We start from the raw sequence: 25,430 nt of genomic DNA on the forward strand, positions 1-25,430 counted from the left end.
GCTTATGACCCAAATCATTCCATCAGACTTCGACATTGCGGCCGAAGACAGCACTGAGTTCGTGCCTATGCGCGGCGTGGCCAATCCGCATTTGCAGACCATGCTGCCGCGACTGATCCGCCGCAAGGTTCAGTTCACCCCGCACTGGCAACGGCTTGACCTGCCAGACGGTGACTTTCTGGATCTCGCCTGGAGCGAAGCGCCTGAACAGGCTCGCCATAAGCCGCGTCTGGTGGTTTTCCACGGTCTGGAAGGCAGCCTGCACAGCCCGTATGCGCATGGGCTAATTGAGGCGGCAAAAGCGCGCGGCTGGCTCGGCGTGGTGATGCATTTTCGCGGCTGCAGCGGTGAACCGAATCGTCAGAAACGCATTTATCACTCGGGTGAAACCGAAGACGGAACGTGTTTTTTACACTGGCTGCGGGAAAATTATGGCACCGTGCCAACGGCCGCCGTGGGCTACTCGCTGGGCGGCAATATGCTGGCCTGTCTGCTGGCCAAAGAGGGTGAAAGCGTACCGCTGGATGCCGCCGTCATTGTCTCCGCGCCGTTTATGCTTGAGCAGTGTAGCTACCACATGGATAAAGGCTTTTCCCGCGTCTATCAGCGCTACCTGCTCAACCTGCTGAAGGCCAACGCGGCGCGTAAGCTGAAGGCCTACCCGGATACCCTGCCGGTAAGCCTGCGCCAGCTGAAAAAGGTGCGTCGTATCCGCGAGTTCGACGACCTGATCACCGCGAAAATCCACGGCTTCGCCGATGCGATTGACTATTATCGTCAGTGCAGCGCCATGCCGCTGCTCAGCAAGATCACGCAGCCAACGCTGATTATTCATGCCAAAGATGACCCATTTATGGATCATCACTCGATCCCCGCTCAGGAATTCCTGCCCGACAACGTTCACTATCAGTTGACCGAGCATGGCGGCCACGTCGGGTTTATCGGCGGCACGCTGCGCCGCCCGAAAATGTGGCTTGAGGCGCGAATTCCTGACTGGCTGACCCCTTATCTGGACGGTGCAAAATGATTATTCCCTGGCAGGATCTGGCTCCCGAAACGCTCGATAATCTGATTGAAAGCTTTGTATTACGCGAAGGCACCGATTATGGTGAACAGGAACGCTCGCTTGAGCAAAAGGTCAACGATGTTAAGCGCCAGCTGAAAAGCGGCGACGTGGTGCTGGTGTGGTCAGAACTGCATGAGACGGTCAATATCATGCCCCGCAACGCGTTTCACGGCTGATCTTCCACCCTTTTCAGTCAGGGAGTTGCTATGTCTGCCAGACACCCGGTTATTGCCGTTACGGGGTCGAGTGGTGCGGGAACCACCACCACCAGCCTCGCATTTCGCAAGATTTTCGCCCAGCTGAATCTCCGTGCGGCGGAGGTCGAAGGCGACAGCTTTCACCGCTACACGCGTCCGGAGATGGACATGGCCATTCGTAAGGCGCGCGATTCGGGTAAACACATCAGCTACTTCGGCCCGGAGGCCAATGACTTCGGCCTGCTGGAACAAACCTTTATAGAGTACGGTAAGAGCGGCAAAGGGCAGTCCCGCAAGTATCTGCACACCTATGATGAAGCCGTACCCTGGAATCAGGTGCCGGGAACCTTTACCCCGTGGCAGCCGCTGCCGGAACCCACCGACGTCCTCTTTTACGAAGGATTGCACGGCGGCGTGGTCACGCCTCAACACGACGTGGCGCGCCACGTGGATCTGCTGGTCGGCGTGGTCCCTATCGTTAACCTGGAGTGGATCCAGAAGCTGACGCGCGACATGAGCGAGCGCGGCCATTCGCGAGAGGCGGTGATGGACTCCGTGGTGCGCTCCATGGAGGATTACATTAACTTCCTGACGCCGCAGTTCTCCCGCACCCATATCAACTTCCAGCGCGTGCCGACGGTGGATACCTCGAATCCGTTTGCCGCTAAAAGCATCCCGTCGCTGGACGAGAGCTTTGTGGTGATCCATTTCCGCAATCTCGAAGGCATTGATTACCCCTGGCTGCTGGCAATGCTGCAGGGCTCGTTTATTTCACACATGAATACGTTAGTCGTGCCGGGCGGAAAAATGGGGCTGGCGATGGAGCTCATCATGACGCCGCTGGTGGAGCGACTGATGGAAGGGAAGCAGATCGCGTGAGCATGTTCCCTCTCCCTGTGGGAGAGGGTTAGGGTGAGGGCATCAACACGCACGATGCCCCATCAATCACGCCTCGATCACTTCATACGAATGCGTGATTTTTACCGCTTTCTCCAGCATTAACGCCACCGAGCAGTACTTCTCCGCAGACAGGTCCACCGCACGCGAGACCGCCGCGTCTTTCAGCTCTTTACCGGTGACCACAAAGTGCAGGTTAATATGGGTGAACAGGCGTGGCGCCTCTTCGCGACGCTCTGACGTGAGTTTAACCTCACAATCCGTCACGTCATGACGTCCTTTTTGCAGAATCGACACCACATCAATTGCGCTGCATCCGCCTGCCGCCATCAGCACCATTTCCATTGGGCTGGGTGCTTTATCGCCGGAGTTACCGTCCATCAAAATCTGGTGTCCTGACGCGGACTCGCCCAGGAACGTTAAACCTTCAACCCATTTCACGCGCGCTTGCATATTCATTAACTCCAACGTTGCATTTTTGGTGACAGATTACGCGTGCGTTACATTTATCGCAATGGAAGGCGACCTGCATCATGCTGAAGCGAGACACCAGGAGACACGCGGCGAAAGCTATGCTAAAACACTCAGGATGCTACAGTAATACATTGACGTTACACGTGTATGCAGAGGACATCAAACTTTACTGGCTGCGAAACGTTACGGTAGCCGACTTCCCAGGGTATGGGTAAGAATTCGATTGCAACCCCAGAGTCCGGATGCATCTGATGACTCTGGTGACAGCTTATAACAGAGGATAACAGCGCATGGTGCTTGGCAAACCGCAAACAGACCCGACTCTCGAATGGTTCTTGTCTCATTGCCACATTCATAAGTACCCATCGAAGAGCACGCTGATTCACCAGGGTGAAAAAGCGGAAACGTTGTATTACATCGTTAAAGGCTCGGTGGCAGTGCTGATCAAAGATGAAGAAGGGAAAGAGATGATCCTTTCTTATCTGAACCAGGGCGATTTCATCGGTGAACTGGGCCTGTTTGAAGAGGGCCAGGAACGTAGCGCCTGGGTTCGAGCAAAGACAGCATGTGAAGTGGCTGAAATTTCTTACAAGAAGTTCCGTCAGCTGATTCAGGTTAACCCTGACATCCTGATGCGTCTTTCTTCCCAGATGGCGCGCCGTCTGCAGGTCACGTCAGAGAAAGTGGGTAACCTCGCCTTCCTGGACGTTACCGGCCGTATCGCACAAACCCTGTTGAACCTGGCGAAACAGCCAGACGCCATGACCCACCCGGACGGCATGCAAATTAAAATTACCCGTCAGGAAATTGGTCAGATCGTCGGCTGCTCCCGTGAAACAGTGGGCCGTATCCTGAAAATGCTGGAAGATCAAAACCTGATCTCCGCCCACGGTAAAACCATCGTGGTCTACGGAACGCGTTAATTCCGCTTAAACGGCGTGCCATCGCAAGGTGTCACGCCGTTTTTGTCTCTACTCCCCATGTGGCGCAGGCTGATCTATCACCCGGAAGTTAACTACGCACTGCGACAAACGCTGGTGTTGTGTCTTCCTGTGGCCATAGGCCTGATCCTCGGACATCTTCAACAAGGCCTGCTGTTTTCCCTCGTGCCCGCCTGCTGCAACATCGCCGGTCTGGACACGCCGCATAAGCGTTTTTTCAAACGCCTGATCGTTGGTGGCTGCCTGTTTGCGGGCTGTAGCCTCGCCGTACAACTCCTGCTTGCCCGGGATATCCCGCTGCCGCTGATCCTGACCGTACTTGCGATGACCCTTGGCGTCACGGCGGAAATCAGTTCGCTGCACGCTCGCCTGCTTCCCGCCTCGCTGATTGCGGCCATTTTCACGCTGAGCCTCGCCGGGAACATGCCGGTGTGGGAGCCGCTGCTGATCTACGCCTTGGGGACATTATGGTACTGGCTGTTTAACTGGTTTTGGTTCTGGCTGTGGCGTGAGCAGCCGCTGCGTGAATCCCTGAGCCTGCTCTATGTGCAGCTTGCGGATTACTGCGAAGCCAAATACACCCTGCTCACCCAGCATACCGACCCGGAAAAATCCTTACCGCCGCTGCTGACGCGCCAGCAGAAGGTGGTGGATCTCATAAGCCAGTGCTATCAGCAGCTGCATATGCTCGCCGCCAACAAGAACCACGAGTACAAGCGGCTGCTGCGCACCTTCCAGGTCGGGCTGGATCTACAGGAGCATATCTCCGTAAGCCTTCACCACCCGCAGGAGGTGCAAAAGCTGGTCGAGCGCAGCCACGCCGAAGCGGTGATCCGCTGGAACGCGCAGACCGTCTCGGCACGCCTGCGCGTGCTGGCCGATGATATTCTCTATCACCGTTACCCGACGCGCTTTAACATGGACAAGCAGCTGGGCGCGCTGGAGAAAATCGCCCGCCAGCATCCCGATAACCCGGTCGGCCAGTTTGCCGCCTGGCACTTCAGCCGCATCGCCCGCGTGTTGCGCACGCAGCGCCCGCTTTATCCCCGCGACCTGATGGCGGATAAGCAAAAACGGCTTCCGCTATTGCCCGCGCTCAAAAGCTATCTTTCTCTTAAATCGTCCGCTCTGCGCAACGCCGCAAGGATCAGCGTGATGCTCAGTACCGCCAGCCTGATGGGTATGGCGCTGCACCTGCCGAAACCCTACTGGATCTTAATGACCGTGCTGTTTGTCACCCAGAACGGCTACGGCGCCACGCGGGTGCGTATTCTGCATCGGGCTGGCGGAACGCTGGCCGGGCTGATCATTGCAGGCGTGACGCTGCACTTCCACGTGCCGGAAGGCTATACCCTGGCAGGGATGCTGGCGATTACGCTGGTGAGCTACCTGATTATCCGCAAAAACTACGGCTGGGCGATGGTGGGCTTTACGGTGACGGCGGTATATACGCTGCAGTTGCTCACGCTCAATGGCGAACAGTTTATTGTCGCCAGACTGATTGATACCCTGATCGGCTGCCTGATTGCCTTTGGCGGCATGGTCTGGCTGTGGCCGCAGTGGCAGAGCGGGCTGCTGAGGCAGAACGCCCACGACGCGCTGGAAGCCGACCAGCAGGCTATTCGCCTGATCCTGAGCGACGATCCGCAGCCCTCCCCGCTGGCCTATCAGCGGATGAAGGTCAACCAGGCGCACAACGCCCTGTTTAACTCGCTCAACCAGGCGATGCAGGAGCCGGGCTTTAACTCGCACTATCTGGCAGACATGAAGCTCTGGGTGACGCACAGCCAGTTTATCGTCGAGCACATTAACGCCATGACCACGCTGGCGCGCGAGCACACGATGCTGACGCCGGATCTGGCGCAGCGCTATTTGCAGTCGTGTGAAATTGCGTTGCAGAGGTGCCAGCAGCGTCTGGAGTATGACGCGCCGGGCGAGTCGGGCGACTCAAACATTCTGGAAGCGCCGGAGACGTTGACCCACGGGCCAATGAGCACCCTGGAGCAGCATTTACAGCGCGTTCTGGGGCATCTGAACACCATGCACACCATTTCGTCGGTGGCATGGCGTCAGCGTCCGCATCACGGCATTTGGTTAACGCGCCGGCTAAAGCGAACCGAGTATTAGCCTTTTACGATCTTCTCGACCGCTGCGGCAAAGCGGGTTAAACCGTCTTCGATGTCTTTGTCTTCTACCACCAGCGACGGCGCAAAGCGCATCACGTCAGGCCCGGCATTAAGCACCATCACCCCTTCGTGGGCGGCGGCGTGCAGGAAGTCGCGCGCCCGGCCTTTGTACTGCGGCTTCAGCTCGGCGCCAATCAACAGCCCCATCCCGCGAATTTCGCTGAACACATCGTACTGTTCATCAATCTTTTGCAGGTGTTTTACGAACAGCTCGCGCTTCGCGCTCACGGCGTTCAACACCTCCGGCGTGTTGATAATGTCGAATGCGGCACCCGCCACGGCACTCGCCAGCGGGTTACCGCCGTAGGTGGAACCGTGAGAACCGACGTGGAACGCGGAGGCGATCTCCTGCGTCGTCAGTACCGCACTCACCGGGAAACCGCCGCCGAGCGCTTTGGCGCTGGTCAGGATGTCCGGCGTCACGCCGTAATGCATATAAGCGAACAGATCGCCGGTACGCCCCATCCCGCACTGCACTTCATCAAAGACCAGCAGCGCCTGATGCTCGTCGCACAGCGCGCGCAGCCCTTTCAGGAATTCCGGAGTTGCCGCCGTCACGCCGCCTTCCCCCTGGATCGGCTCGACAACAACGGCGCAGGTATGGTCGTCCATGACCGCTTTCACCGCGTGCAGATCGTTAAACGGCACGTGGACAATGTCGGCCGGTTTCGGGCCAAACCCGTCGGAATACTTCGGCTGGCCGCCAACGGAGACGGTAAAGAAGGAGCGTCCGTGGAAGGCATTGTGGAAGGCGATGATTTTGGTTTTGTACGGGCTGTGGCGCGTTGTCGCGTAGTAGCGCGCCAGCTTAAACGCAGTTTCGTTGGCTTCAGTGCCGGAGTTCATAAACAGCACGCGCTCGGCAAAGGTCGCATCGATGATCTTGCGGCCCAGGCGCAGCGCCGGTTCGTTGGTGAACACGTTGCTGGTATGCCACAGGGTTTCGCCCTGGGTTTTCAGCGCCTCAACCAGCGCGGGATGGCAATGACCCAGCGCAGTGACCGCAATACCGCCCGCGAAATCCACATACTCTTTACCCTGCTGATCCCAGACGCGGCTGCCTTTTCCCTTCACCGGGATAAACTCAGCCGGTGCATAAATCGGCAGGATCACTTCATCAAATGTCGCGCGGGTAATTGCTGGTTGTTCAGTTGCCATGTCATGACCATCCATTTTTATGTCACAGTGATTGTGAAAATATAATCACAAAATATGCATAAAAAATCACAGCAAGGCAACAGATATTCAGCGATTGAGGAAATTTGCCAGCAGCGCGTGCCCCTGCTCGCTGAGGATGCTTTCCGGGTGGAACTGCACGCCTTCGAGGTCCCATTCGCGGTGGCGAATCCCCATGATCTCCTGCGTATCGCTCCAGGCGGTCACCTCAAAGCAGTCGGGCAGTGTAGACGGGTCAATCACCAGGGAATGGTAGCGCGTCACGGTTAACGGGTTATTGAGCCCCGTGAATACCCCGGTGCCGGCGTGGGTGACCGGAGAGGTTTTACCGTGCATCACTTTCGCGGCGCGCACGATGGTGGCACCAAACGCCTGAGCAATCGCCTGATGGCCCAGGCAGACACCCAGTATCGGCAGCTTGCCGGCAAAGTGCTGGATCACATCCAGAGAAATACCCGATTCCGACGGCGTACACGGCCCCGGAGAAATCACGATTTTCTGCGGAGCCAGCGTCCCGATATCGGCCAGTCCGATCTCGTCGTTGCGGCGGACAACCACCTCTGCACCCAGTTCACAAAAATACTGGTAAAGGTTCCAGGTGAAGGAATCGTAGTTATCAATCAGCAGAATCATGGCGGCCCCCGAAAAAAATGCCGCCCTATTCTACTCAGATTCCCGCGCTTCGCTCACTACTTTGGCAAAGATAGCGTTCAGCGCGGTTAAATCCCCCGTTGCGCCGCTTCGGTTAGCCGCCACCCACTGGTCGGGATCGATATCGCGCCAGTCCAATGCGTAGCCCGCGTGGAGCGCCAGCTGCTCGAAGAAAACGCGTTGGGCAATACCGTTGCCGCGCATAAACGGATGCAGCATGTTGATTTCGCAGTAATAGTGGCTAACCCGATCAACAAACGCCGCTTTCTCAAGACCCACGAGATACTTTTCGCTTTCCAGCGCCGCCATCAGCTCATTACCCATCTTCTCGATGTATTCGAAATGGCAGAAAGGAATGTCACCCTTAAAAATATCGTCAGTGCGTAACTCGCCTGCCCGCTTCATCTCGCTGCGGTACAAATGACGATGAATAAGGCACAGATGGGGCAACCCGGGCGCGGAAGGCCCAAGCTCCAGCGTCTCAATATGGGGCTCTGAGGGACCATTACCTTTTTCAAGGAGACAACTGGCCTGTAAATTGACGTTACGCTGCTGTTCCCAGAGACGGGATTTTTGCTTGTCGGTGAGCTTTTTCACTTAACGCCTCCCTGAATAGTCCGTTTGCCACAAGTATAAGCAGCAAAACGCGCTTTCGCAGGGAGGGTCATATAACGCGGGCAGAAGAAGCCCGCGTTCAGAAGAATTACGGCAGAACTTTTGCGGAGAGGATAACCACCGGTTTTGACGGCACATTCTGGTACGGACCGACGTCGTGAGTAGGCACCTGAGAAATCTTATCGGCCACGTCCATGCCTTTCACAATCTTACCGAAAACGGCATAGCCAAAGTCGCGCTGACCGTGGTCGAGGAAGGCGTTATCCGCCACGTTCAGGAAGAACTGGCTGGTCGCGCTATCTTTGTCTGCGGTACGCGCCATGGAGATGGTGCCGCGCTTGTTCAGCAGGCCGTTGTCCGCTTCGTTTTTGATTGGCGGGTTAGGCTGCTTCTGCTGCATCTGCTCGTTGAAGCCGCCGCCCTGCACCATGAAGCCTGGGATCACGCGGTGGAAAGTGGTGTTGTTATAGAAACCACTGTTCACATAGTCGAGGAAGTTTTTCACGGAAACAGGGGCTTTCTGGCTATTCAGTTCCAGCTCAATATTCCCGGCGGAGGTGGTCAGCAGAACGTGAGGGTCCCCTTTGGCTGCCAGCGCAGCAGGGGAAACGGCAGAAAGAGCAAACACAGCTGCGACAGCCGCCAGTGTTGATTTGAGCATGAGAATTCCTTAACAAAGCGCAGTATAAAAAGCGAATGGCTTGATTCTAAAGAGCAGTATGAACGGAGACCAGCCTTTTACCTAATTTTACGAAATTGAAACAATTATTACCGCGCAAACGATTGGTTACGCCGTCAATTAATGTGATTTAGATCACACTAAAACCTGCAATGACGTAATCATTACCCTTAAAAGATAGGAATAGATCACTTTAGCGACTAAAATCTGCCCGCTCTCAGCGCCCCCCGGGCGCTTTTCTTTTTCTGAACAGGCCAGACATGACTAACAGCAATCGCATCAAGCTCACATGGATCAGCTTCTTCTCCTACGCCCTGACCGGCGCGTTGGTGATCGTCACCGGGATGGTGATGGGGAATATCGCAGACTACTTCCAGCTGCCCGTTTCCAGCATGAGTAACACCTTTACCTTCCTCAACGCGGGGATCCTGATCTCTATCTTCCTGAATGCCTGGCTGATGGAAATCGTCCCGCTGAAAACCCAGCTGCGCTTTGGCTTTGTGCTGATGGTTGCCGCCGTGGCGGGCCTGATGCTGAGCCACAGCATCGCCCTGTTCTCCGCCGCCATGTTCGTGCTCGGTCTGGTGAGCGGGATCACCATGTCGATCGGTACGTTCCTGATTACCCACATGTATGAAGGCCGCCAGCGCGGCGCGCGTCTGCTGTTTACCGACTCCTTCTTCAGCATGGCCGGAATGATTTTTCCGATGCTCGCGGCGGTTCTGCTGGCGCGCAGCATTGAGTGGTACTGGGTCTATGCCTGCATCGGCCTGGTCTACGTGGCGATCTTTATTCTGACCTTCGGCTGCAAGTTCCCGGTGCTGGGCAAGAAAGCGCAAACCACCGCAGAGCCTGTTGCGAAAGAAAAGTGGGGCATCGGCGTGCTGTTCCTCTCCATCGCCGCGCTGTGCTACATCCTGGGCCAGCTGGGCTTTATCTCCTGGGTACCGGAGTATGCCAAAGGTCTGGGCATGAGCCTGAACGACGCGGGTAAACTGGTGAGCGATTTCTGGATGTCTTACATGTTCGGCATGTGGGCGTTTAGCTTCATCCTGCGCTTCTTCGACCTGCAGCGCATTCTGACCGTGCTGGCGGGGCTGGCGACCGTGCTGATGTACCTGTTCATCAACGGTTCACCGGAGCATATGCCGTGGTTCATTCTGACCCTGGGCTTCTTCTCCAGCGCCATTTATACCTCTATCATCACCCTGGGCTCCCTGCAGACCAAAGTGGCCTCGCCGAAGCTGGTTAACTTCGTCCTGACCTGCGGCACCATCGGCACCATGCTGACCTTCGTGGTCACTGGCCCGATCGTCGCCCACAGCGGTCCGCTGGCGGCGCTGCACACCGCAAACGGCCTGTATGCCGTGGTGTTTATCATGTGCTTCGTTCTGGGCTTCGTGACCCGCCACCGCCAGCACAACGCGGCGGCAGCGTCTCACTAACCCCTACGCCCCTTTGCGCTCGGCAGAGGGGCTGTTTCTGGCAAAACTTACCTCTTCTCCTCCGATATCCATCTGGATCCACGTCTGCGCCAGCTGCGTCGTGGCGATCACCCGTCCCTGACGAATCGACCAGCGCACAGGCACCTGACAGCGCACCGCTTCAAACCCGCTCTCGGCAGGCAGAATAATCAGGTTCGCCGGGTTCCCCGTGGCAATACCGTAATCGCTCAGGCCGAAGGTACGGGCGCTGTTATGGGTGATGAGATTCAGGCCGCTGTCGATTTGCGGATAGCCCATCATCTGACAGACGTGCAGCCCCATGTGCAGCACCTGCAGCATGTTGCCGGTGCCGAGCGGGTACCACGGGTCGAAGACGTCGTCATGACCGAAGCAGACGTTAATGCCCGCTTCCTGTAGCTCTCTCACCCGGGTGATGCCGCGGCGCTTCGGATAGTCATCAAAGCGCCCCTGAAGATGAATATTGACCAGCGGGTTAGCGACGAAGTTAATTCCCGACATTTTCAGCAGACGGAAGAGCCGCGAGGTGTAAGCGCCGTTGTAGGAATGCATGGCGGTGGTGTGGCTGGCCGTCACGCGCGGGCCGATGCCTGCCTCATACGCCAGCGTTGCCACCGTCTCGACAAACCGCGACTGCTCGTCGTCGATTTCATCGCAGTGGATATCCAGCGGACGGTCATACTTCTTCGCCAGTTCAAAAGCGATATGCAGCGACTGCACGCCATACTCGCGGGTGAACTCGAAGTGCGGGATCGCCCCCACCACGTCGGCCCCCAGCCTTAACGCCTCTTCCAGCAGCGCCGCGCCGTTCGGGTAAGAGAGAATACCTTCCTGCGGGAACGCGACGATTTGCAGCGTCACCCACGGGGCAACCTCCTGCTTCACCTCCAGCATCGCCTTCAGGGCGGTGAGCGTCGGGTCGGAGACATCCACATGGGTACGGACAAACTGGATGCCGTTGGCAATTTGCCACTTCAGCGTTTTCCAGGCGCGCGCTTTAACATCCTGATGGCTGAGCAACGCCTTGCGTTCCGCCCAGCGCTCAATGCCTTCGAATAGCGTGCCGGACTGGTTCCAGTTCGGCTCACCCGCGGTCTGGGTCGTATCAAGATGAATATGCGGCTCAATGAACGGCGGGATCGCAAGCCCGCCGCGCGCGTTCAATACTTCATAACTTTCGGCGTGGGTGTCGTCCATCGGGGTGATGTCACCAAATCGCCCGTTCTCAATGGCGAGCTGCCACAGCCCTTCCCGACCCGGTAAACGAACATTCTGAACAAGCCATAACGGTGCTGTAGACATACCCTTCCCCTAAAAAACGCCGCTGATATTCAGGCGTATCGATTTTGGCAAAACCGCCCCTGATTTGTACACAAATTCAACGAGCACGAAAAGCCTGCGATTTCCGCCACTTATAAAAATCCTGACAAATCAGTTATATACCACCTAAGGAGTAGGCGAAGACGTATTTGATTTGCATCAATAAGCGCCCCTGCTGAATCGTTAAGGTAGGCAATAATAGAAAAGAAATCGAGGCAATAATGAGCAAAGTCAGACTCGCTATCATCGGTAACGGCATGGTCGGCCACCGCTTTATTGAGGATCTTCTCGATAAGGCCGATGCTGAGCAGTTCGATATTACCGTGTTCTGTGAAGAACCCCGCAAGGCGTACGACCGTGTGCACCTGTCTTCCTACTTCTCCCATCATACCGCCGAAGAGCTCTCTCTGGTGCGCGAAGGTTTCTACGAGAAGCATGGCGTAAAAGTGCTGGTGGGCGAACGCGCTATCACCATCAACCGTCAGGAAAAAGTGATCCACTCCAGCGCCGGGCGTACGGTTTTTTACGACAAGCTGATCATGGCGACGGGCTCCTATCCGTGGATCCCGCCGATCAAAGGCTCGGAAACTCAGGATTGCTTCGTCTACCGTACCATTGAAGACCTCAACGCCATCGAATCCTGCGCCCGTCGCAGCCGTCGCGGCGCGGTCGTCGGCGGCGGCCTGCTGGGTCTGGAAGCGGCAGGCGCGCTGAAAAACCTCGGCGTTGAAACCCACGTCATCGAATTTGCCCCGATGCTGATGGCCGAACAGCTCGACCACATGGGCGGTGACCAGCTGCGTCGTAAAATCGAAAGCATGGGCGTGAAGGTTCACACCAGCAAAAACACCAAAGAGATCGTTCAGGAAGGGACTGAAGCGCGCAAAACCATGCGCTTTGCCGACGGCAGCGAGCTGGAAGTGGACTTCATCGTCTTCTCCACCGGTATTCGTCCGCGCGACAAGCTGGCGACCCAGTGCGGGCTGGCCGTGGCGCAGCGCGGCGGGATCATGATCAACGACGCCTGCCAGACCTCCGATCCGGATATCTACGCCATCGGCGAATGCGCCAGCTGGAATAACCGCGTATACGGTCTGGTGGCGCCGGGCTACAAAATGGCGCAGGTTGCCGTGGACCATATCCTCGGCAGCGAAAACGCGTTTACCGGTGCAGACATGAGCGCCAAGCTGAAGCTACTGGGCGTGGACGTGGGCGGTATTGGCGATGCGCATGGCCGCACCCCGAATTCCCGCAGCTATGTCTATCTCGACGAAAGCAAAGAAGTCTACAAACGCCTCATCGTCAGCCAGGACAACAAAACCCTGCTCGGCGCGGTGCTGGTGGGCGACACCAGCGACTTCGGCAACCTGCTCCAGCTGGTGCTGAACGCCATCGAGCTGCCGGAAAACCCGGACGCGCTGATCCTCCCGGCGCACGCGTCCAGCGGCAAGCCGTCTATCGGCGTGGATAAACTGCCGGACAGCGCGCAGATTTGCTCCTGCTTCGACGTCACCAAAGGCATGCTAATCTCCGCCATCAACAAAGGCTGCCACACAGTTGCGGCGCTGAAAGCGGAAACCAAAGCCGGTGCCGGCTGCGGCGGCTGTATTCCGCTGGTCACTCAGGTGCTGAACGCCGAACTGGCGAAACAGGGCATCGAAGTGAACAACAACCTGTGCGAGCACTTCGCGTATTCTCGCCAGGAGCTGTATCATCTGATCCGCGTGGAAGGCATCAAGTCCTTCGACGAACTGCTGGCGAAACACGGCCAGGGCTACGGCTGCGAAGTGTGTAAACCGACCGTCGGCTCCCTGCTGGCCTCCTGCTGGAACGAGTACGTACTCAAGCCGGAACACACGCCGCTGCAGGACACCAACGACAACTTTCTGGCGAACATCCAGAAAGACGGCACCTACTCCGTTATTCCACGCTCAGCCGGGGGTGAAATCACGCCGGAAGGGCTGGTCGCCGTGGGCCGTATTGCTCGTGAATTTAACCTCTACACCAAAATCACCGGCTCCCAGCGTATCGGCCTGTTTGGCGCGCAGAAAGACGATCTGCCGGAAATCTGGCGTCAGCTGATTGAAGCGGGCTTCGAAACCGGTCACGCGTACGCCAAAGCGCTGCGCATGGCGAAAACCTGCGTGGGAAGCACCTGGTGCCGCTACGGCGTCGGCGACAGCGTGGGCTTCGGCGTGGAGCTGGAAAACCGCTACAAAGGCATCCGCACCCCGCACAAGATGAAGTTTGGCGTCTCCGGCTGTACCCGCGAATGTGCGGAAGCGCAGGGTAAAGACGTAGGTATTATCGCCACCGAAAAAGGCTGGAACCTGTACGTCTGCGGCAACGGCGGGATGAAGCCACGCCACGCGGACCTGCTGGCGGCGGATCTCGATCGCGACACGCTGATTCAGTATCTCGACCGCTTCATGATGTTCTATATCCGCACCGCCGATAAGCTGACCCGTACCGCCTCCTGGCTCGATAACCTGGAAGGCGGCATCGACTACCTGAAAGCGGTGATCATCGACGACAAGCTGGGGCTGAACGAGCATCTGGAAGCCGAGATGGCGCGCCTGCGCGAGGCGGTGATCTGCGAGTGGACGGAAACCGTCAACACCCCGGCGGCGCAGACGCGCTTCAAACACTTTATCAACAGCACCCAGCGCGACCCGAACGTACAGGTTGTACCGGAGCGTGAACAGCATCGTCCGGCGACACCGTATGAACGTATTCCGGTCACGCTGGTGGAGGAAAACGCATGAGCCAGTGGATAAACATTTGCGATATTAACGACATCATCCCGGCCACCGGCGTATGCGCGCTGCTGGGCAGCGAGCAGGTTGCGATTTTCCGCCCTCGCCACGATGAACAGGTTTTTGCCATCAGCAATATCGACCCGTTCTTCGAGGCCAGCGTGCTCTCCCGCGGACTGATTGCCGAGCATCAGGGCGAACTGTGGGTCGCCAGCCCGCTGAAAAAGCAGCGTTTCCGCTTAAGCGACGGCTACTGCATGGAAGATGAGAGTCATTCAGTGAAGCACTATGACGTTCGCGTGAAGGACGGCAAGGTGCAGCTGAAAGGCTGATCCCCCGCCTTTTCAATACGAAAAGCTTATGACCCCTTATGGGTAACGGCAGGAAAAACCGTATGTTTTGTACGATTCCTGCTGTTATCCTGACGTCAATTCTTACCCCCTCCATGAAAGCTGCGAGGTAACGTCGTGGATCACCTGCCGATTTTTTGTCAATTACGCAACCGCGACTGCCTGCTCGTGGGCGGCGGCGACGTGGCTGAACGCAAAGCGCGCCTGCTGTTAGAGGCTGGCGCCCGGCTCACCGTCAACGCCCTCGCCTTCGCCCCACAGTTTGAGGTCTGGGCCCAGGAAGGGATGCTCACGCTGGAACAGGGTGAGTTTAATGAATCCCTGCTCGATACCTGCTGGCTGACGATTGCCGCAACGGACGACGATGAAGTGAACCAGCGCGTCAGCGACGCCTGCGAAGCGCGCCGAATCTTCTGCAACGTGGTGGATGCGCCGAAAGAGGCCAGCTTTATTATGCCGTCGATTATCGACCGCTCGCCGCTGATGATTGCGGTGTCGTCCGGCGGACGCTCGCCGGTTCTCGCCCGCCTGCTGCGGGAAAAGCTGGAAGCCGTGCTGCCGCAGCACCTTGGTCAGATTGCGCATTACGCCGGGCAGCTCCGCTCCCGCGTGAAGCAAACCTTCTCGACCGTGGGCGAGCGCCGTCGCTTCTGGGAAAAATTCTTTGTGAACGACAGGCTGGCGCAGTCGCTGGCGAATCAGGACACCAAAGCCGTTGAAGAGACGACCGAACAGCTGCTCAGCGAGCCGCTGGACCATCGCGGCGAAGTGGTGCTGGTGGGCGCAGGCCCCGGCGATGCGGGCTTGCTGACGCTGAAAGGGCTACAGCAGATCCAGCAGGCCGATACCGTGGTTTACGATCGCCTGGTCTCCGATGACATCATGAACCTGGTACGCCGCGATGCCGACCGCGTATTCGTTGGAAAACGGGCGGGCTATCACTGCGTGCCGCAGGAGGAGATTAACCAGATCCTGCTGCGCGAGGCGCAGAAAGGTAAGCGCGTGGTGCGCCTTAAGGGTGGCGATCCGTTTATCTTTGGGCGTGGCGGCGAGGAGCTGGAAACCCTGTGTGACGCGGGCATTCCGTTCTCCGTGGTGCCGGGCATTACGGCGGCATCCGGCTGCTCAGCTTACTCTGGCATTCCGCTGACCCACCGCGACTATGCCCAGAGCGTGCGTCTGGTGACGGGCCATCTGAAAACCGGCAGCGAGCTGGACTGGCATAACCTGGCCGCTGAAAAGCAAACGCTGGTCTTCTACATGGGGCTGAACCAGGCCGCGACGATTCAGGCGAAGCTGCTGGAGCACGGCATGGAGGCTGATATGCCGGTTGCGTTGGTGGAAAACGGTACGTCCATCAAGCAACGCGTAGTGGATGGCGTACTGACGCAGCTCGGTGAACTGGCGCAGCAGGTCGAAAGCCCGGCGCTGATTGTGGTGGGTCGCGTGGTTGAACTGCGCGATAAGCTGAACTGGTTCTCAAATCACTAACGCATATTCTTCCTTTGCGGAGTAGTCCTTATGCGGACTACTCCCCTCTTACCGCTGTCGATAACATACCGCCCCGAAGTGGAATTTCTCCCTTTATTCCCCTGAGTTACATCCAACTTTCGTTTTTAAGACAAGGAATGCGTATGTTCAAACTGGCAAAAGCCGCCGTTCTGGTTGGCCTGTTATCGACTCTGACTGCCTGTACCGGTCATGTACAGAACACCAAAAATAACTGCAGCTACGATTACCTGCTGCACCCGGCGATCTCCATTTCTAAGATCATCGGCGGTTGCGGCCCGGCGGCGGATCAGTAAGCGTTTTTCAGGCGTAAAAAAACCGGGATATCCCGGTTTTTGGTTGGCGTAGAGCATTTTTTTTATCGGGTGGCGGCTCCGCCTTACCCGACCTACACCTGATATTGTTTTAACTTGGATTTATATAAGGCGTCTTCTTGTTTCTTGTTACTTGATCTTGGCGGCTTTTCAACAAAGCCAATAGCTTTATATACTGCTTTCAGTGTCTTAGACGCACGTTTACTAGCTTTTTTCGCGCCGTCTTTCATCACTCTCTGCAGGAAATCTTCGTCGTTACGGTAGCGGTGATAACGCTCCTGCAGCTCGGTCAGCATGCCGGAAACGGCGTCTGCCACTTCACCTTTCAGGTGGCCGTACATCTTGCCTTCGAAGTGTTTTTCCAGTTCAGGAATGCTCTGGCCGGTCACGCCGGAGAGAATATCCAGCAGGTTGGAGACGCCCGCTTTGTTCTGCACGTCGTAGCGCACTACAGGCGGCTCGTCGGAGTCGGTGACCGCGCGCTTGAGCTTTTTGACGACGGATTTCGGATCTTCCAGCAGGCCGATAACGTTGTTGCGGTTATCGTCAGACTTGGACATCTTCTTGGTCGGCTCCAGCAGCGACATCACGCGCGCGCCGGACTTCGGAATAAACGGCTCTGGCACTTTAAACACATCGCCGTAAATCGCGTTAAAGCGCTGGGCGATATCGCGGCTCAGCTCCAGGTGCTGCTTCTGGTCTTCACCTACCGGTACCTGGTTGGTTTGATACAGCAGGATGTCCGCCGCCATCAGCACCGGATAGTCGAACAGACCGGCGTTGATGTTTTCAGAGTAGCGCGCGGATTTATCCTTGAACTGGGTCATACGGCTCAGCTCGCCGAAATAGGTGTAGCAGTTCAGCGCCCAGCCCAGCTGCGCGTGCTCCGGCACGTGCGACTGAACGAAAATGGTGCTCTTCTCAGGATCGATGCCGCAGGCCAGGTACAGCGCCAGGGTGTCCAGGGTGGCTTTACGCAGCTTCTCAGGATCCTGACGCGCGGTAATCGCATGGAGATCGACGATGCAGTAAATGCAATGGTACTCATCCTGCATGCTGACCCACTGACGTAACGCACCCATGTAGTTACCAATGGTCAATTCACCTGAAGGCTGTGCGCCACTAAAAACGATGGGCTTAGTCATTATTCAATTCCTGATGTTCACTGTGCGAAAGCCCGAGTGCGGGCAACAAATCTTTGAAGTGGTCGAAGACCACATCCGGCTCACTTAATGTGATGGCTTCACCGTAGTTGTAGCCATAGGTTAATCCGACGGAAGGACACCCAGCCGCTCGGGCAGCCAGAATATCATTGCGCGAATCCCCGACAAAGAGCAGCTCCGCAGGCGTTAAGGATAATTTTCCTGCCACCAGCAACAGCGGTTCCGGATGCGGCTTTTTGTTCTGTACGTCGTCGCCGCCCACAATCACGGAGAAATACTTCGCGATATCGAGCGCTTCCAGCAGCGGTGCAACAAACGGCGTCGGTTTGTTGGTCACCAGCCCCAGCGGAATGCCCTTCGCGTGCAGCGCGCTCAGCGTTTCCTGAACGTCCGGGAACAGGAAACTGCCCTCCTCGACGGTCTCTTCATAGAAACGATCGAACAGTTTGCGCAGAATCCGCAGCTGTTCATCCTTAGGGATGTCAGCGTGGTCAACGCTCGGTTTACCCTGCGCGGAACGCTGCGACGCGCGCTCCTGACGCGCCCACGTCAACGCGCGCTCCATCAGGACATCGGCGCCGTTGCCAATCCACGTTACCACGCGCTCTTCCCCCGCAACGGGGAGTTCAAGGGCGTACAGCGCCTGGTCTACGGCGCTCGTTAAGCCCGGCGCGCTGTCGACCAGCGTGCCGTCGAGGTCAAATGCGATACCCCGAATTGCCTGCAATTTATCCATGACTTACCTTCGCCAGCTCACGGCGCATTTCATCAATGACTTTTTTGTAATCCGGTTGGTCGAAAATTGCCGAACCTGCAACGAACATATCCGCGCCGGCTGCCGCAATTTCACCAATGTTATTCACTTTCACACCGCCGTCCACTTCCAGGCGAATATCGTAACCTGACTCATCAATACGACGGCGCACTTCACGCAGCTTATCCAGCGTGTGGGGAATGAACGACTGACCGCCAAAGCCCGGGTTAACGGACATCAGCAGAATCACGTCCAGCTTGTCCATGACATAGTCGAGATAGCTCAGCGGCGTGGCCGGGTTAAACACCAGGCCCGCCTTACAGCCGTTCTCTTTGATCAGCTGCAGCGTGCGGTCCACGTGTTCAGAGGCTTCCGGATGGAAAGTGATGATGCTGGCACCCGCTGCGGCGAAGTCAGGCACGATGCGATCAACAGGCTTAACCATCAGGTGAACGTCGATCGGCGCGGTAATGCCATAGTTACGTAATGCCTTGAGCACCATTGGGCCAATGGTCAGGTTAGGGACGTAGTGGTTGTCCATAACGTCGAAATGGACGACATCTGCGCCAGCCGCGAGAGCTTTGGCGGTGTCTTCACCCAGGCGGGCAAAATCGGCCGACAGAATTGAGGGAGCAATCAAAAACTGTTTCATCCGCTTCTCCTTGAAATGTGTTTACCGGCGGGCAAAACGGCTCAGGGGCGATAAAGAGCCAGAAGTTCGTCCACCTTTTTACGTGTGCCGCCGTTGCTGCTAATGCTACGCCGCACTTTGACCTGAAAATGCTTCGCGGCTTTATACCATTCGCGCGTATCAGGCGTGTCGTGATTCGAAATTAACACCGGAATTCTTTTGCTGACCAGCTTTTCTGCCATCTCCGCCAGACGGGCCTGTTCGGCCGGGCTGAAGCTGTTGGTGTGATAAGCGGTGAAATTCGCCGTTGCAGACAGTGGTGCGTAAGGCGGGTCACAGTAAACCACCGAGTTTACGCCTGCCAGCTCCATACACTCTTCATAGGAGAGGCAATGAAACTCTGCGTTCTGCGCTTTTTCGGCAAAGTGGTACAGCTCGTCCTGCGGGAAATACGGGCGCTTATAGCGACCAAACGGCACGTTAAACTCCCCGCGCAGGTTATAGCGGCACAGGCCGTTGTAACCATGACGGTTGAGATAGAGGAACAGCAGCGCCCGACGGAACGGATCCTGACTCTGATTAAACTCAGTGCGGAACTGGTAGTAAACGTCCGGCTGATTATTCTCCGGCGTAAACAGTTTGCGCGCCTCTGCGACATACTCTTCGGTACGCAGCTTAACAATGTTATAGAGGCTGATGAGGTCGTTGTTGATATCCGCCAGGATATAACGAGAAAAATCAGTGTTCAGGAACACCGATCCTGCGCCCACGAAAGGCTCGATTAGACACTCGCCTTTTGGCAGGTGCTTTTTAATATCATCGAGCAGGGGGTATTTCCCCCCTGCCCATTTCAGAAAAGCGCGATTTTTTTTCATGCTGACTAACTGATTACACCTTCTCCGGCTGTGGAGAAAGCTCCGACAGCATCCTGCGCTTTAAACATTACTTCAGATCGGCCTGAACCTGATGAATCGGCTTCGCCCAGGGATTTTTTGCCTGAACATCCGCTGGCAGTGCCGCTACGGCACGTTTCGCTTCATCTTTGGACGAATAAACGCCGCTGACCAGCACATACCACGGCTGACCGTTACGGGTCGTCTGATAAACAACATAGTCTTTCAGATTTGATTTCTTCGCCCAGCTGTTGAGGTTGTCATAGTTAGACGAACTGCTCAGCTGCAGCGTGTAGTTGCTGGATGGCGCAGACTTCATCGAGCCAACGTTACCTGCAGTTTTGCCTGCGGCGCTGCTGGAGGCTGTTGCCGTGGCTGCCGGAGCCGTTGCTGCAGGTGCAGCTGTGGTTGCCGTTGCTTTCGGCGCAGTCTGCGTGACTGGCGCTTTAGCAGGCTCGCTCACCGCAGCCGTTTCGGTGCGTTTCGGCTGTGCCGGTACCGCTTTCACTTCAGGCGCTTTTACGACTGCCTGAGGTTTGGTTTCACGCTTAGGCTCAATCACCGCCTGCTTACGTTCAGGACGCGTCGCAGTTTGCGTCTGGCGCGGTTTGGTTTCCGTCGCAGCCGTTTGTGGCTGAGCGTTACCACCGCGAATCGGGGCAACGGTTGCCGGCTCAGTTGGCAGCGTAGAGTTAACCACGACGTTATCAACCTGCTGCTGGTTCTGCGGCTGCGTCAGCGCATTGTTCAGATCTCCCTGAACTTCTACGCGCTGCTGGCCTTCAGGCGTAGCAGGTGCCTGACCCTGAGCAGGGGTTGAAGAAACGGGCGGCAGAGAAACATCCTGCGGCGCTGTGGTGTTACCTGCGGTCTGCTCTGCGGAAGTCGCACCCGGTGCAGGCTGTGCGCCATTCGCCTGATTGGTCGCATCGTTACCGGACAGGTTGATGCTCTTCTCAGCGGAAGCAGTTTGCTCGGTTGAGTTCGTTGACGGTGCTTTAAGCGCGGAGCCAATGCCGACAATCAGCAGCACAAGCACCAGAACGCCCAGGCCCATCATGATGTACTGGCGGGAAGCCGGTTTCGGCGCAGCGGCTTTTTTACGTTTACGCGGGCGACGCTCTACAGGCTGTTCGTCCATTGAATCTTCTTCGGACTCATAATCCTCTTCTGCTCGCTCTTCGTGCGCGTTGCGGCTGCGCGAAGGGCGACGATCGTCTGCATCCAGATCAACATCGTCAAAGTTGATCTGCGGCTCGTTATCACGTTCTGAAGATTGACGAGAACGACCAGTACGACGATCGCTGGGATCGGGTTTCAGCTCGTCTTCTGGTTTGAATTCATCCATTTAACACCCCACTCAAAGGCTTATGCTAACGACTTTGCATTTCACCTGAAGCTAAACGACCACCTGCGACAGTGGCCTGACCTTTCTAGTTGTTACGCCTGCTGACAATCAGCGATAGCGCCAAGAACGACATCGTGCGGCACTCCGCCGCGCACTTCACTCTTCCCTATTGCAAGCGGGAGTACAAGACGCATCTCACCTGCCAATACTTTTTTATCGCGCATCATGTGGGGTAAATACGCTTGCGCCGACATCTCCTGCGGCCCGGTTACCGGCAAACCTGCACGCTCAAGCAGCGCAATGATGCGTGCCGTCTCTTCAGGTTTAAACTGCCCCAGACGTTCAGAGGTGCGCGCTGCCATGACCATACCGGCCGCGACGGCTTCACCGTGCAGCCAGTTGCCGTAACCCATCTCGGCTTCAATGGCGTGGCCAAACGTATGCCCAAGATTCAGTAAAGCACGTAAGCCCGTTTCACGCTCGTCTGCAGCGACAACTTCTGCTTTCAGTTCACAACAACGACGAATGCAGTATGCCAGTGTAGCCTCATCCAGGCACAGCAGCGCATCCATATTCTCTTCAAGCCAGCTAAAGAACTCGCCATCGAGAATAATGCCGTATTTGATCACTTCTGCCAGACCCGAAGCCAGTTCGCGCTTCGGCAGGGTTTTCAGACAGTCGAGATCCACCACCACCGATGCGGGCTGGTAGAACGCGCCAATCATGTTTTTGCCGAGCGGATGGTTAACTGCCGTTTTGCCACCCACAGAGGAGTCGACCTGGGACAGCAACGTGGTCGGGATTTGAATAAAACGGACACCACGTTGATAGCTTGCGGCCGCAAATCCGGTCAGATCGCCCACAACACCGCCGCCCAGGGCAAGCAGTGTTGTATCGCGACCGTGCGGTTTTTGCAGCAATGCGGTAAAGACGGTATCCAGTACCGTCAGGCTTTTATACTGCTCGCCATCGGGGAGAACCACACTGTCGACTTTTACGCCCGCCTGCTCAAGCAGGTGGCGTACGCGGTCGAGATAAAGCGGAGCCAGCGTCTCATTGGTGACCAGCATCGCCTGATCACCCGCTTTCAGTGGTAAAAAGGAAGCTGGGTCGTTAAACAAACCAGCCGCGATGGTGATAGGGTAACTACGTTCCCCGAGAGTAACTGTAATCCTCTCCATGACGCGACATCCACCTTTAATGCTTTTACCCGCAGGCGAGTGTATATAAAGCCAGAATCAGTTGCTTTCCAGCATATGAATAATCTGGTTTGCAACCACTTTAGCGCTCTGGTCGTCAGTACGAATGGTCACGTCGGCAATCTCTTCATACAGCGGATTGCGTTCATCGGCCAACGCTTCCAGAACTTCGCGTGGTGGCGTTTCAACCTGCAGCAGCGGGCGCTTTTTATCGCGCTGCGTACGTGCCAGCTGTTTCTCAATGGTCGTCTCAAGATAGACCACTACGCCACGGGCGGAGAGACGGTTACGGGTTTCGCGAGATTTCACAGAACCGCCGCCTGTTGCCAGAACGATGCCCTGTTTTTCCGTGAGTTCGTTGATCACTTTTTCTTCTCGGTCACGGAAACCTTCTTCGCCTTCTACATCGAAAACCCAGCCCACATCAGCTCCGGTTCGTTTCTCAATCTCTTGATCAGAATCGTAAAATTCCATATTGAGTTGTTGAGCTAACTGACGCCCAATAGTGCTTTTGCCGGCACCCATAGGCCCAACCAGAAAGATATTGCGTTTCTCTGCCATTTTATCGGTACTACTAAGACTATTCGTTAATGGTAATTCCCGCTTCGCAGACACCCAGCGTAGCAGGACATGAACTGAAACCTCATATGCAATAGAGCGAGAGTCAGACTAAAAATTATCTCAATACTCCGGCTTGTTTGGCAACTGATTAAATCACCGCGCCGGGCGCATAAGGTAATAAGACGTAAGTCCAACTCAAATCGGTACTCCTTGTATGCTAATTCATGCCCCACGTCAAACATCTGCAACAAACTGAATGCAAAATCATTGCGGGGATCGTTACCCGTCAGCGAATACCGACCAGACGTGGTGTAATAAACACCACTAGCTCGCGCCGTTCATTATCCTTCCCATCGTGGCGAAAAAGCTGCCCAAGCCAGGGGATTTTCCCCAGCCCCGGCACGCTGTCGCTGCCAGTTTTGTTCTTCTGCGAAAAAATTCCCCCCAACGCCAGCGTTTCTCCACTTTTTACCTCCACCTGGGTTTCTATCTCCTGTTTGTCGATCGCCAGCGTTTCGCCGTCAGCCTGCTGCAGGACTTGTCCCGGCATATTTTCACTGATGTGCAATTTCAGGCGCACGCGCCCTCCCGGTAAGACCACCGGCGTGACCTCCATCCCTAATACCGCCTCTTTAAACTCAACGGAGGTTGCGCCACTTTCGCCGCTTGAGACCTGATACGGAATTTCACTCCCCTGCTTGATGCTGGCCGGTTGCATATGCGAGGCCAGCAGCCGCGGGCTGGCGATGATATCGACCTGCTGTTTTTGCTCCAGCGCAGAAAGCTCCAGATCCAGCAGCCGACCATTGATCCGTCCGATGTTAAAACCCACGTGGCTGGTGGCGCTGGCGACGGAAAGATCGCTGCCAAGCGTGGTGAGCTGGCCAACCTTTCCCGCGTCGGCGGCGTCGGCGAGATTCCATTTCACTCCCAGCTCACGCAGGCTTTTTTCATTAATGGTCACAATATGCGCCGCCAGCTCGACCTGTTCGACAGGAATATCCATCTGAGCGGCCCAGCGCTGCAGCGTCTCCACCACCGTCTGGTTATCGCGAATCAGCAGCCGGTTGGTGCGTTTGTCGAGAGACAAACTTCCCTTTGGGCTCAGGAGTTTTTCAGCGTCTTTTTGCAGCTCTCCGGCATCGGCATAGGAGAAAGCGAGGCTGTGAGAAACCAGCGGTGCCTCAAGCTGTCGACGCGTTCGCTCCTGTTCTGAGCGCTCCTGCTGTTCACGCTGCCAGGCCGCGGTATGCACATAAAAAATACCGCCCTCCTCTCGCAAAACGAGGCCAGCGCTGGTGACAACCGTCTGTAACGCTTGCCGCCAGGGGACGCGCGTCAGGTTGAGCGAAAGCGTGCCGCCGACGTCAGGCGATATCACCAGATTTCGGTTCTCCTGTGCGACCAGGCTCTGCAGCACCTGGACTACAGGCACGTCATCCACCACCAGCGTGACCGGTTTTGGCGCGGCGGCCCACAGCGGATGGCTGAACGCCAGCAGCCACAGCATTATCCGTAAATTCATTCTTATCCGTTCCTTCTCGTTGCCACGTCCATGTTCCTGGTTCACATGTGTCACCCACATCAACAACCAGTTCCGTTTCATTGATGGCTGTTATCGTCCAGCCCGCCGGGAAGCGTTCATGCGTTTTCAGCCGGTACCAGCGCTTTTGCCCATCCTGTAAAATGCCGATAGCCTGCTGTCCTACCACCATGCCGCGATAGCGCCACTGCGCCAGCTCGCCAATGGCACAGGGATCGTCCGGCGGGCGAAACGGATCGCGCATGCCGGTCAATAGCAGCGCTGAGCAAACCAGCAAATATCGCGCGCTATTTCGCATGTTCCAGCTCCAGCCGCAGGCGCAACGCTGTACCTTGTGGTGCAATCGCGAAAGCGGCGATCTGCACATCCCGCTGCGCCAGCCGGGAAAAAAGCGCCGGGAGAGCCTGCCACTCCACCTCCAGCATCAGTTCCCCTCCGTTTTGCAGCGGCTTCCAGTGAACCAGCGTCGCGTTATCACCCTGAAAATCGAGCGGGGAAAACGGCGTCAGCTCGCGTACTTCCGTTGTTTCCGTACGAAACGGCACCTTTCTGACGGCAGGCCATAACGCCGCGTTCGTCCTCGCGTCCTGAATCAGCTGTCGCTGTCGTTCAGCACACTGCCTGTCCAGCGGTCTGAGCAAGGTGCCCCATGCGGCCAGTCCTGCCAGGAGACTCCCCAGACACCAAAAAAGCACCCGATACCAGGGACGGCTTTCGCACCAGCGTTCTAACAGGGTATCCATG

General features: G+C 56.5%; 25 protein-coding genes and 1 pseudogene. 10 read left to right on the top strand and 16 right to left on the bottom strand.

Annotated features, from left to right (window positions below):
• Positions 1 to 4: 4 nt before the first annotated feature.
• From AC27FC_RS14015 to AC27FC_RS14025, 3 genes are read left to right on the top strand one after another with little or no spacing between them, the layout of a single operon-like run.
• Entirely contained in the window at positions 5 to 1,027 is a 1,023-nt protein-coding gene (locus tag AC27FC_RS14015; protein ID WP_087823617.1) for a hydrolase, read from the top strand.
• Positions 1,024 to 1,242 carry a YheU family protein gene (locus AC27FC_RS14020; protein WP_008503016.1) on the top strand — a complete coding sequence of 73 codons (219 nt, stop codon included), beginning with the start codon at positions 1,024 to 1,026 and terminating at the stop codon, positions 1,240 to 1,242. The genes AC27FC_RS14015 and AC27FC_RS14020 overlap by 4 nt, the downstream gene beginning before the upstream one ends.
• 30 nt (positions 1,243 to 1,272) lie before the next feature.
• Complete coding sequence (locus tag AC27FC_RS14025; RefSeq protein WP_023309465.1) at positions 1,273 to 2,142, top strand: phosphoribulokinase; 870 nt, start codon at positions 1,273 to 1,275, stop codon at positions 2,140 to 2,142.
• Positions 2,143 to 2,208: 66 nt separating this feature from the next.
• Here AC27FC_RS14025 and AC27FC_RS14030 read toward each other — a convergent pair whose 3' ends face one another.
• Positions 2,209 to 2,613: an OsmC family protein gene (locus AC27FC_RS14030; protein ID WP_008503018.1), complete on the bottom strand. Its 405-nt coding sequence runs from the start codon at positions 2,611 to 2,613 to the stop codon at positions 2,209 to 2,211.
• Between the two features lie 311 nt (positions 2,614 to 2,924).
• Between AC27FC_RS14030 and crp the strand changes: the two genes are divergently transcribed.
• Both crp and AC27FC_RS14040 read left to right on the top strand, forming a co-directional pair.
• The gene (gene crp / locus AC27FC_RS14035; protein WP_000242758.1) at positions 2,925 to 3,557 is read left to right on the top strand and encodes a cAMP-activated global transcriptional regulator CRP; all 633 of its coding nucleotides are present in this window, start codon (positions 2,925 to 2,927) and stop codon (positions 3,555 to 3,557) included.
• Positions 3,558 to 3,614: 57 nt separating this feature from the next.
• Positions 3,615 to 5,702: a YccS/YhfK family putative transporter gene (locus AC27FC_RS14040; protein ID WP_487160235.1), complete on the top strand. Its 2,088-nt coding sequence runs from the start codon at positions 3,615 to 3,617 to the stop codon at positions 5,700 to 5,702.
• Here the strand turns inward: AC27FC_RS14040 and argD are convergent.
• From argD to ppiA, 4 genes are all read right to left on the bottom strand, one after another.
• Positions 5,699 to 6,919 (bottom strand): bifunctional acetylornithine/succinyldiaminopimelate transaminase, encoded by a 1,221-nt coding sequence (gene argD / locus AC27FC_RS14045; RefSeq protein ID WP_172421409.1) that lies wholly within the window; start codon positions 6,917 to 6,919, stop codon positions 5,699 to 5,701. The genes AC27FC_RS14040 and argD overlap by 4 nt on opposite strands.
• Positions 6,920 to 7,006: 87 nt before the next feature.
• Complete coding sequence (gene pabA / locus AC27FC_RS14050) at positions 7,007 to 7,570, bottom strand: aminodeoxychorismate synthase component 2 (RefSeq protein ID WP_087823619.1); 564 nt, start codon at positions 7,568 to 7,570, stop codon at positions 7,007 to 7,009.
• A 30-nt stretch (positions 7,571 to 7,600) separates the two neighbouring features.
• The gene (locus AC27FC_RS14055) at positions 7,601 to 8,185 is read right to left on the bottom strand and encodes a putative adenosine monophosphate-protein transferase Fic (RefSeq protein ID WP_039263091.1); all 585 of its coding nucleotides are present in this window, start codon (positions 8,183 to 8,185) and stop codon (positions 7,601 to 7,603) included.
• A 106-nt stretch (positions 8,186 to 8,291) separates the two neighbouring features.
• Positions 8,292 to 8,864, bottom strand: a complete 573-nt coding sequence (gene ppiA, locus AC27FC_RS14060) for a peptidylprolyl isomerase A (protein WP_023309471.1) — start codon at positions 8,862 to 8,864, stop codon at positions 8,292 to 8,294.
• A gap of 278 nt (positions 8,865 to 9,142) precedes the next feature.
• Here ppiA and tsgA point away from each other — a divergent pair, with 278 nt between their 5' ends.
• Complete coding sequence (gene tsgA, locus AC27FC_RS14065; RefSeq protein WP_033146801.1) at positions 9,143 to 10,327, top strand: MFS transporter TsgA; 1,185 nt, start codon at positions 9,143 to 9,145, stop codon at positions 10,325 to 10,327.
• A 3-nt stretch (positions 10,328 to 10,330) separates the two neighbouring features.
• On the opposite strand, the gene AC27FC_RS14070 is transcribed toward tsgA, so the two are convergent.
• Positions 10,331 to 11,647, bottom strand: coding sequence for a cytosine deaminase (locus AC27FC_RS14070; protein ID WP_196355118.1), 1,317 nt, complete (start codon positions 11,645 to 11,647; stop codon positions 10,331 to 10,333).
• A 239-nt stretch (positions 11,648 to 11,886) separates the two neighbouring features.
• Between AC27FC_RS14070 and nirB the strand changes: the two genes are divergently transcribed.
• From nirB to AC27FC_RS14090, 4 genes are all read left to right on the top strand, one after another.
• Positions 11,887 to 14,430, top strand: coding sequence for a nitrite reductase large subunit NirB (gene nirB / locus AC27FC_RS14075; RefSeq protein ID WP_248175816.1), 2,544 nt, complete (start codon positions 11,887 to 11,889; stop codon positions 14,428 to 14,430).
• Entirely contained in the window at positions 14,427 to 14,753 is a 327-nt protein-coding gene (nirD, locus tag AC27FC_RS14080; RefSeq protein ID WP_023309475.1) for a nitrite reductase small subunit NirD, read from the top strand. The genes nirB and nirD overlap by 4 nt, the downstream gene beginning before the upstream one ends.
• A 135-nt stretch (positions 14,754 to 14,888) precedes the next feature.
• Entirely contained in the window at positions 14,889 to 16,262 is a 1,374-nt protein-coding gene (gene cysG, locus AC27FC_RS14085) for a siroheme synthase CysG (RefSeq protein WP_196355116.1), read from the top strand.
• Between the two features lie 143 nt (positions 16,263 to 16,405).
• On the top strand, positions 16,406 to 16,576 hold the full coding sequence (locus AC27FC_RS14090) for a YhfL family protein (protein WP_033146806.1): 171 nt from the start codon (positions 16,406 to 16,408) through the stop codon (positions 16,574 to 16,576).
• A 161-nt stretch (positions 16,577 to 16,737) separates the two neighbouring features.
• On the opposite strand, the pseudogene trpS reads toward AC27FC_RS14090, so the two are convergent.
• The 10 genes and pseudogenes from trpS to AC27FC_RS14140 all read right to left on the bottom strand — a co-directional run.
• Positions 16,738 to 17,739, bottom strand: a pseudogene (gene trpS / locus AC27FC_RS14095) (tryptophan--tRNA ligase); the annotation flags it as partial.
• Positions 17,732 to 18,493, bottom strand: coding sequence for a phosphoglycolate phosphatase (gene gph / locus AC27FC_RS14100; protein ID WP_033146807.1), 762 nt, complete (start codon positions 18,491 to 18,493; stop codon positions 17,732 to 17,734). The gene gph and the pseudogene trpS, both read right to left, overlap by 8 nt.
• Positions 18,486 to 19,163 (bottom strand): ribulose-phosphate 3-epimerase, encoded by a 678-nt coding sequence (rpe, locus tag AC27FC_RS14105; protein WP_024907923.1) that lies wholly within the window; start codon positions 19,161 to 19,163, stop codon positions 18,486 to 18,488. Before rpe ends, gph begins: the two co-directional genes overlap by 8 nt.
• Positions 19,164 to 19,204: 41 nt before the next feature.
• A complete protein-coding gene (dam, locus tag AC27FC_RS14110; RefSeq protein WP_033146808.1) occupies positions 19,205 to 20,017 on the bottom strand; it encodes an adenine-specific DNA-methyltransferase in 813 nt (270 codons plus the stop codon).
• A 67-nt stretch (positions 20,018 to 20,084) separates the two neighbouring features.
• Positions 20,085 to 21,383 carry a cell division protein DamX gene (gene damX, locus AC27FC_RS14115; RefSeq protein WP_033146809.1) on the bottom strand — a complete coding sequence of 433 codons (1,299 nt, stop codon included), beginning with the start codon at positions 21,381 to 21,383 and terminating at the stop codon, positions 20,085 to 20,087.
• Between the two features lie 92 nt (positions 21,384 to 21,475).
• Entirely contained in the window at positions 21,476 to 22,564 is a 1,089-nt protein-coding gene (gene aroB, locus AC27FC_RS14120) for a 3-dehydroquinate synthase (protein ID WP_196355114.1), read from the bottom strand.
• 57 nt (positions 22,565 to 22,621) lie between these two features.
• Positions 22,622 to 23,143, bottom strand: coding sequence for a shikimate kinase AroK (gene aroK, locus AC27FC_RS14125; protein ID WP_003861630.1), 522 nt, complete (start codon positions 23,141 to 23,143; stop codon positions 22,622 to 22,624).
• Positions 23,144 to 23,429: 286 nt separating this feature from the next.
• Positions 23,430 to 24,653, bottom strand: a complete 1,224-nt coding sequence (gene hofQ, locus AC27FC_RS14130) for a DNA uptake porin HofQ (RefSeq protein WP_224435150.1) — start codon at positions 24,651 to 24,653, stop codon at positions 23,430 to 23,432.
• On the bottom strand, positions 24,580 to 24,984 hold the full coding sequence (locus AC27FC_RS14135) for a HofP DNA utilization family protein (protein WP_063441756.1): 405 nt from the start codon (positions 24,982 to 24,984) through the stop codon (positions 24,580 to 24,582). Before AC27FC_RS14135 ends, hofQ begins: the two co-directional genes overlap by 74 nt.
• On the bottom strand, positions 24,974 to 25,429 hold the full coding sequence (locus tag AC27FC_RS14140; protein ID WP_094934891.1) for a HofO family protein: 456 nt from the start codon (positions 25,427 to 25,429) through the stop codon (positions 24,974 to 24,976). Before AC27FC_RS14140 ends, AC27FC_RS14135 begins: the two co-directional genes overlap by 11 nt.
• Between the last annotated feature and the right edge of the window lies 1 nt (position 25,430).

Source organism: Enterobacter sp. C3_dUdeg (assembly GCF_057536195.1).

What these genes read in the sequence shown, in the direction of transcription:
- AC27FC_RS14090 (WP_033146806.1), top strand. Translation starts at nt 16,406, where the DNA reads ATGTTCAAACTGGCAAAAGCCGCCGTTCTGGTTGGCCTGTTATCGACT.
- damX (WP_033146809.1), bottom strand. Translation starts at nt 21,383, where the DNA reads ATGGATGAATTCAAACCAGAAGACGAGCTGAAACCCGATCCCAGCGAT.
- AC27FC_RS14135 (WP_063441756.1), bottom strand. Translation starts at nt 24,984, where the DNA reads ATGCGAAATAGCGCGCGATATTTGCTGGTTTGCTCAGCGCTGCTATTG.
- AC27FC_RS14070 (WP_196355118.1), bottom strand. Translation starts at nt 11,647, where the DNA reads ATGTCTACAGCACCGTTATGGCTTGTTCAGAATGTTCGTTTACCGGGT.
- hofQ (WP_224435150.1), bottom strand. Translation starts at nt 24,653, where the DNA reads ATGCTGTGGCTGCTGGCGTTCAGCCATCCGCTGTGGGCCGCCGCGCCA.
- nirB (WP_248175816.1), top strand. Translation starts at nt 11,887, where the DNA reads ATGAGCAAAGTCAGACTCGCTATCATCGGTAACGGCATGGTCGGCCAC.
- aroK (WP_003861630.1), bottom strand. Translation starts at nt 23,143, where the DNA reads ATGGCAGAGAAACGCAATATCTTTCTGGTTGGGCCTATGGGTGCCGGC.
- AC27FC_RS14040 (WP_487160235.1), top strand. Translation starts at nt 3,615, where the DNA reads ATGTGGCGCAGGCTGATCTATCACCCGGAAGTTAACTACGCACTGCGA.
- nirD (WP_023309475.1), top strand. Translation starts at nt 14,427, where the DNA reads ATGAGCCAGTGGATAAACATTTGCGATATTAACGACATCATCCCGGCC.
- argD (WP_172421409.1), bottom strand. Translation starts at nt 6,919, where the DNA reads ATGGCAACTGAACAACCAGCAATTACCCGCGCGACATTTGATGAAGTG.
- rpe (WP_024907923.1), bottom strand. Translation starts at nt 19,163, where the DNA reads ATGAAACAGTTTTTGATTGCTCCCTCAATTCTGTCGGCCGATTTTGCC.
- AC27FC_RS14140 (WP_094934891.1), bottom strand. Translation starts at nt 25,429, where the DNA reads ATGGATACCCTGTTAGAACGCTGGTGCGAAAGCCGTCCCTGGTATCGG.
- AC27FC_RS14030 (WP_008503018.1), bottom strand. Translation starts at nt 2,613, where the DNA reads ATGCAAGCGCGCGTGAAATGGGTTGAAGGTTTAACGTTCCTGGGCGAG.
- pabA (WP_087823619.1), bottom strand. Translation starts at nt 7,570, where the DNA reads ATGATTCTGCTGATTGATAACTACGATTCCTTCACCTGGAACCTTTAC.
- crp (WP_000242758.1), top strand. Translation starts at nt 2,925, where the DNA reads ATGGTGCTTGGCAAACCGCAAACAGACCCGACTCTCGAATGGTTCTTG.
- ppiA (WP_023309471.1), bottom strand. Translation starts at nt 8,864, where the DNA reads ATGCTCAAATCAACACTGGCGGCTGTCGCAGCTGTGTTTGCTCTTTCT.
- tsgA (WP_033146801.1), top strand. Translation starts at nt 9,143, where the DNA reads ATGACTAACAGCAATCGCATCAAGCTCACATGGATCAGCTTCTTCTCC.
- gph (WP_033146807.1), bottom strand. Translation starts at nt 18,493, where the DNA reads ATGGATAAATTGCAGGCAATTCGGGGTATCGCATTTGACCTCGACGGC.
- dam (WP_033146808.1), bottom strand. Translation starts at nt 20,017, where the DNA reads ATGAAAAAAAATCGCGCTTTTCTGAAATGGGCAGGGGGGAAATACCCC.
- AC27FC_RS14020 (WP_008503016.1), top strand. Translation starts at nt 1,024, where the DNA reads ATGATTATTCCCTGGCAGGATCTGGCTCCCGAAACGCTCGATAATCTG.
- aroB (WP_196355114.1), bottom strand. Translation starts at nt 22,564, where the DNA reads ATGGAGAGGATTACAGTTACTCTCGGGGAACGTAGTTACCCTATCACC.
- AC27FC_RS14015 (WP_087823617.1), top strand. Translation starts at nt 5, where the DNA reads ATGACCCAAATCATTCCATCAGACTTCGACATTGCGGCCGAAGACAGC.
- AC27FC_RS14025 (WP_023309465.1), top strand. Translation starts at nt 1,273, where the DNA reads ATGTCTGCCAGACACCCGGTTATTGCCGTTACGGGGTCGAGTGGTGCG.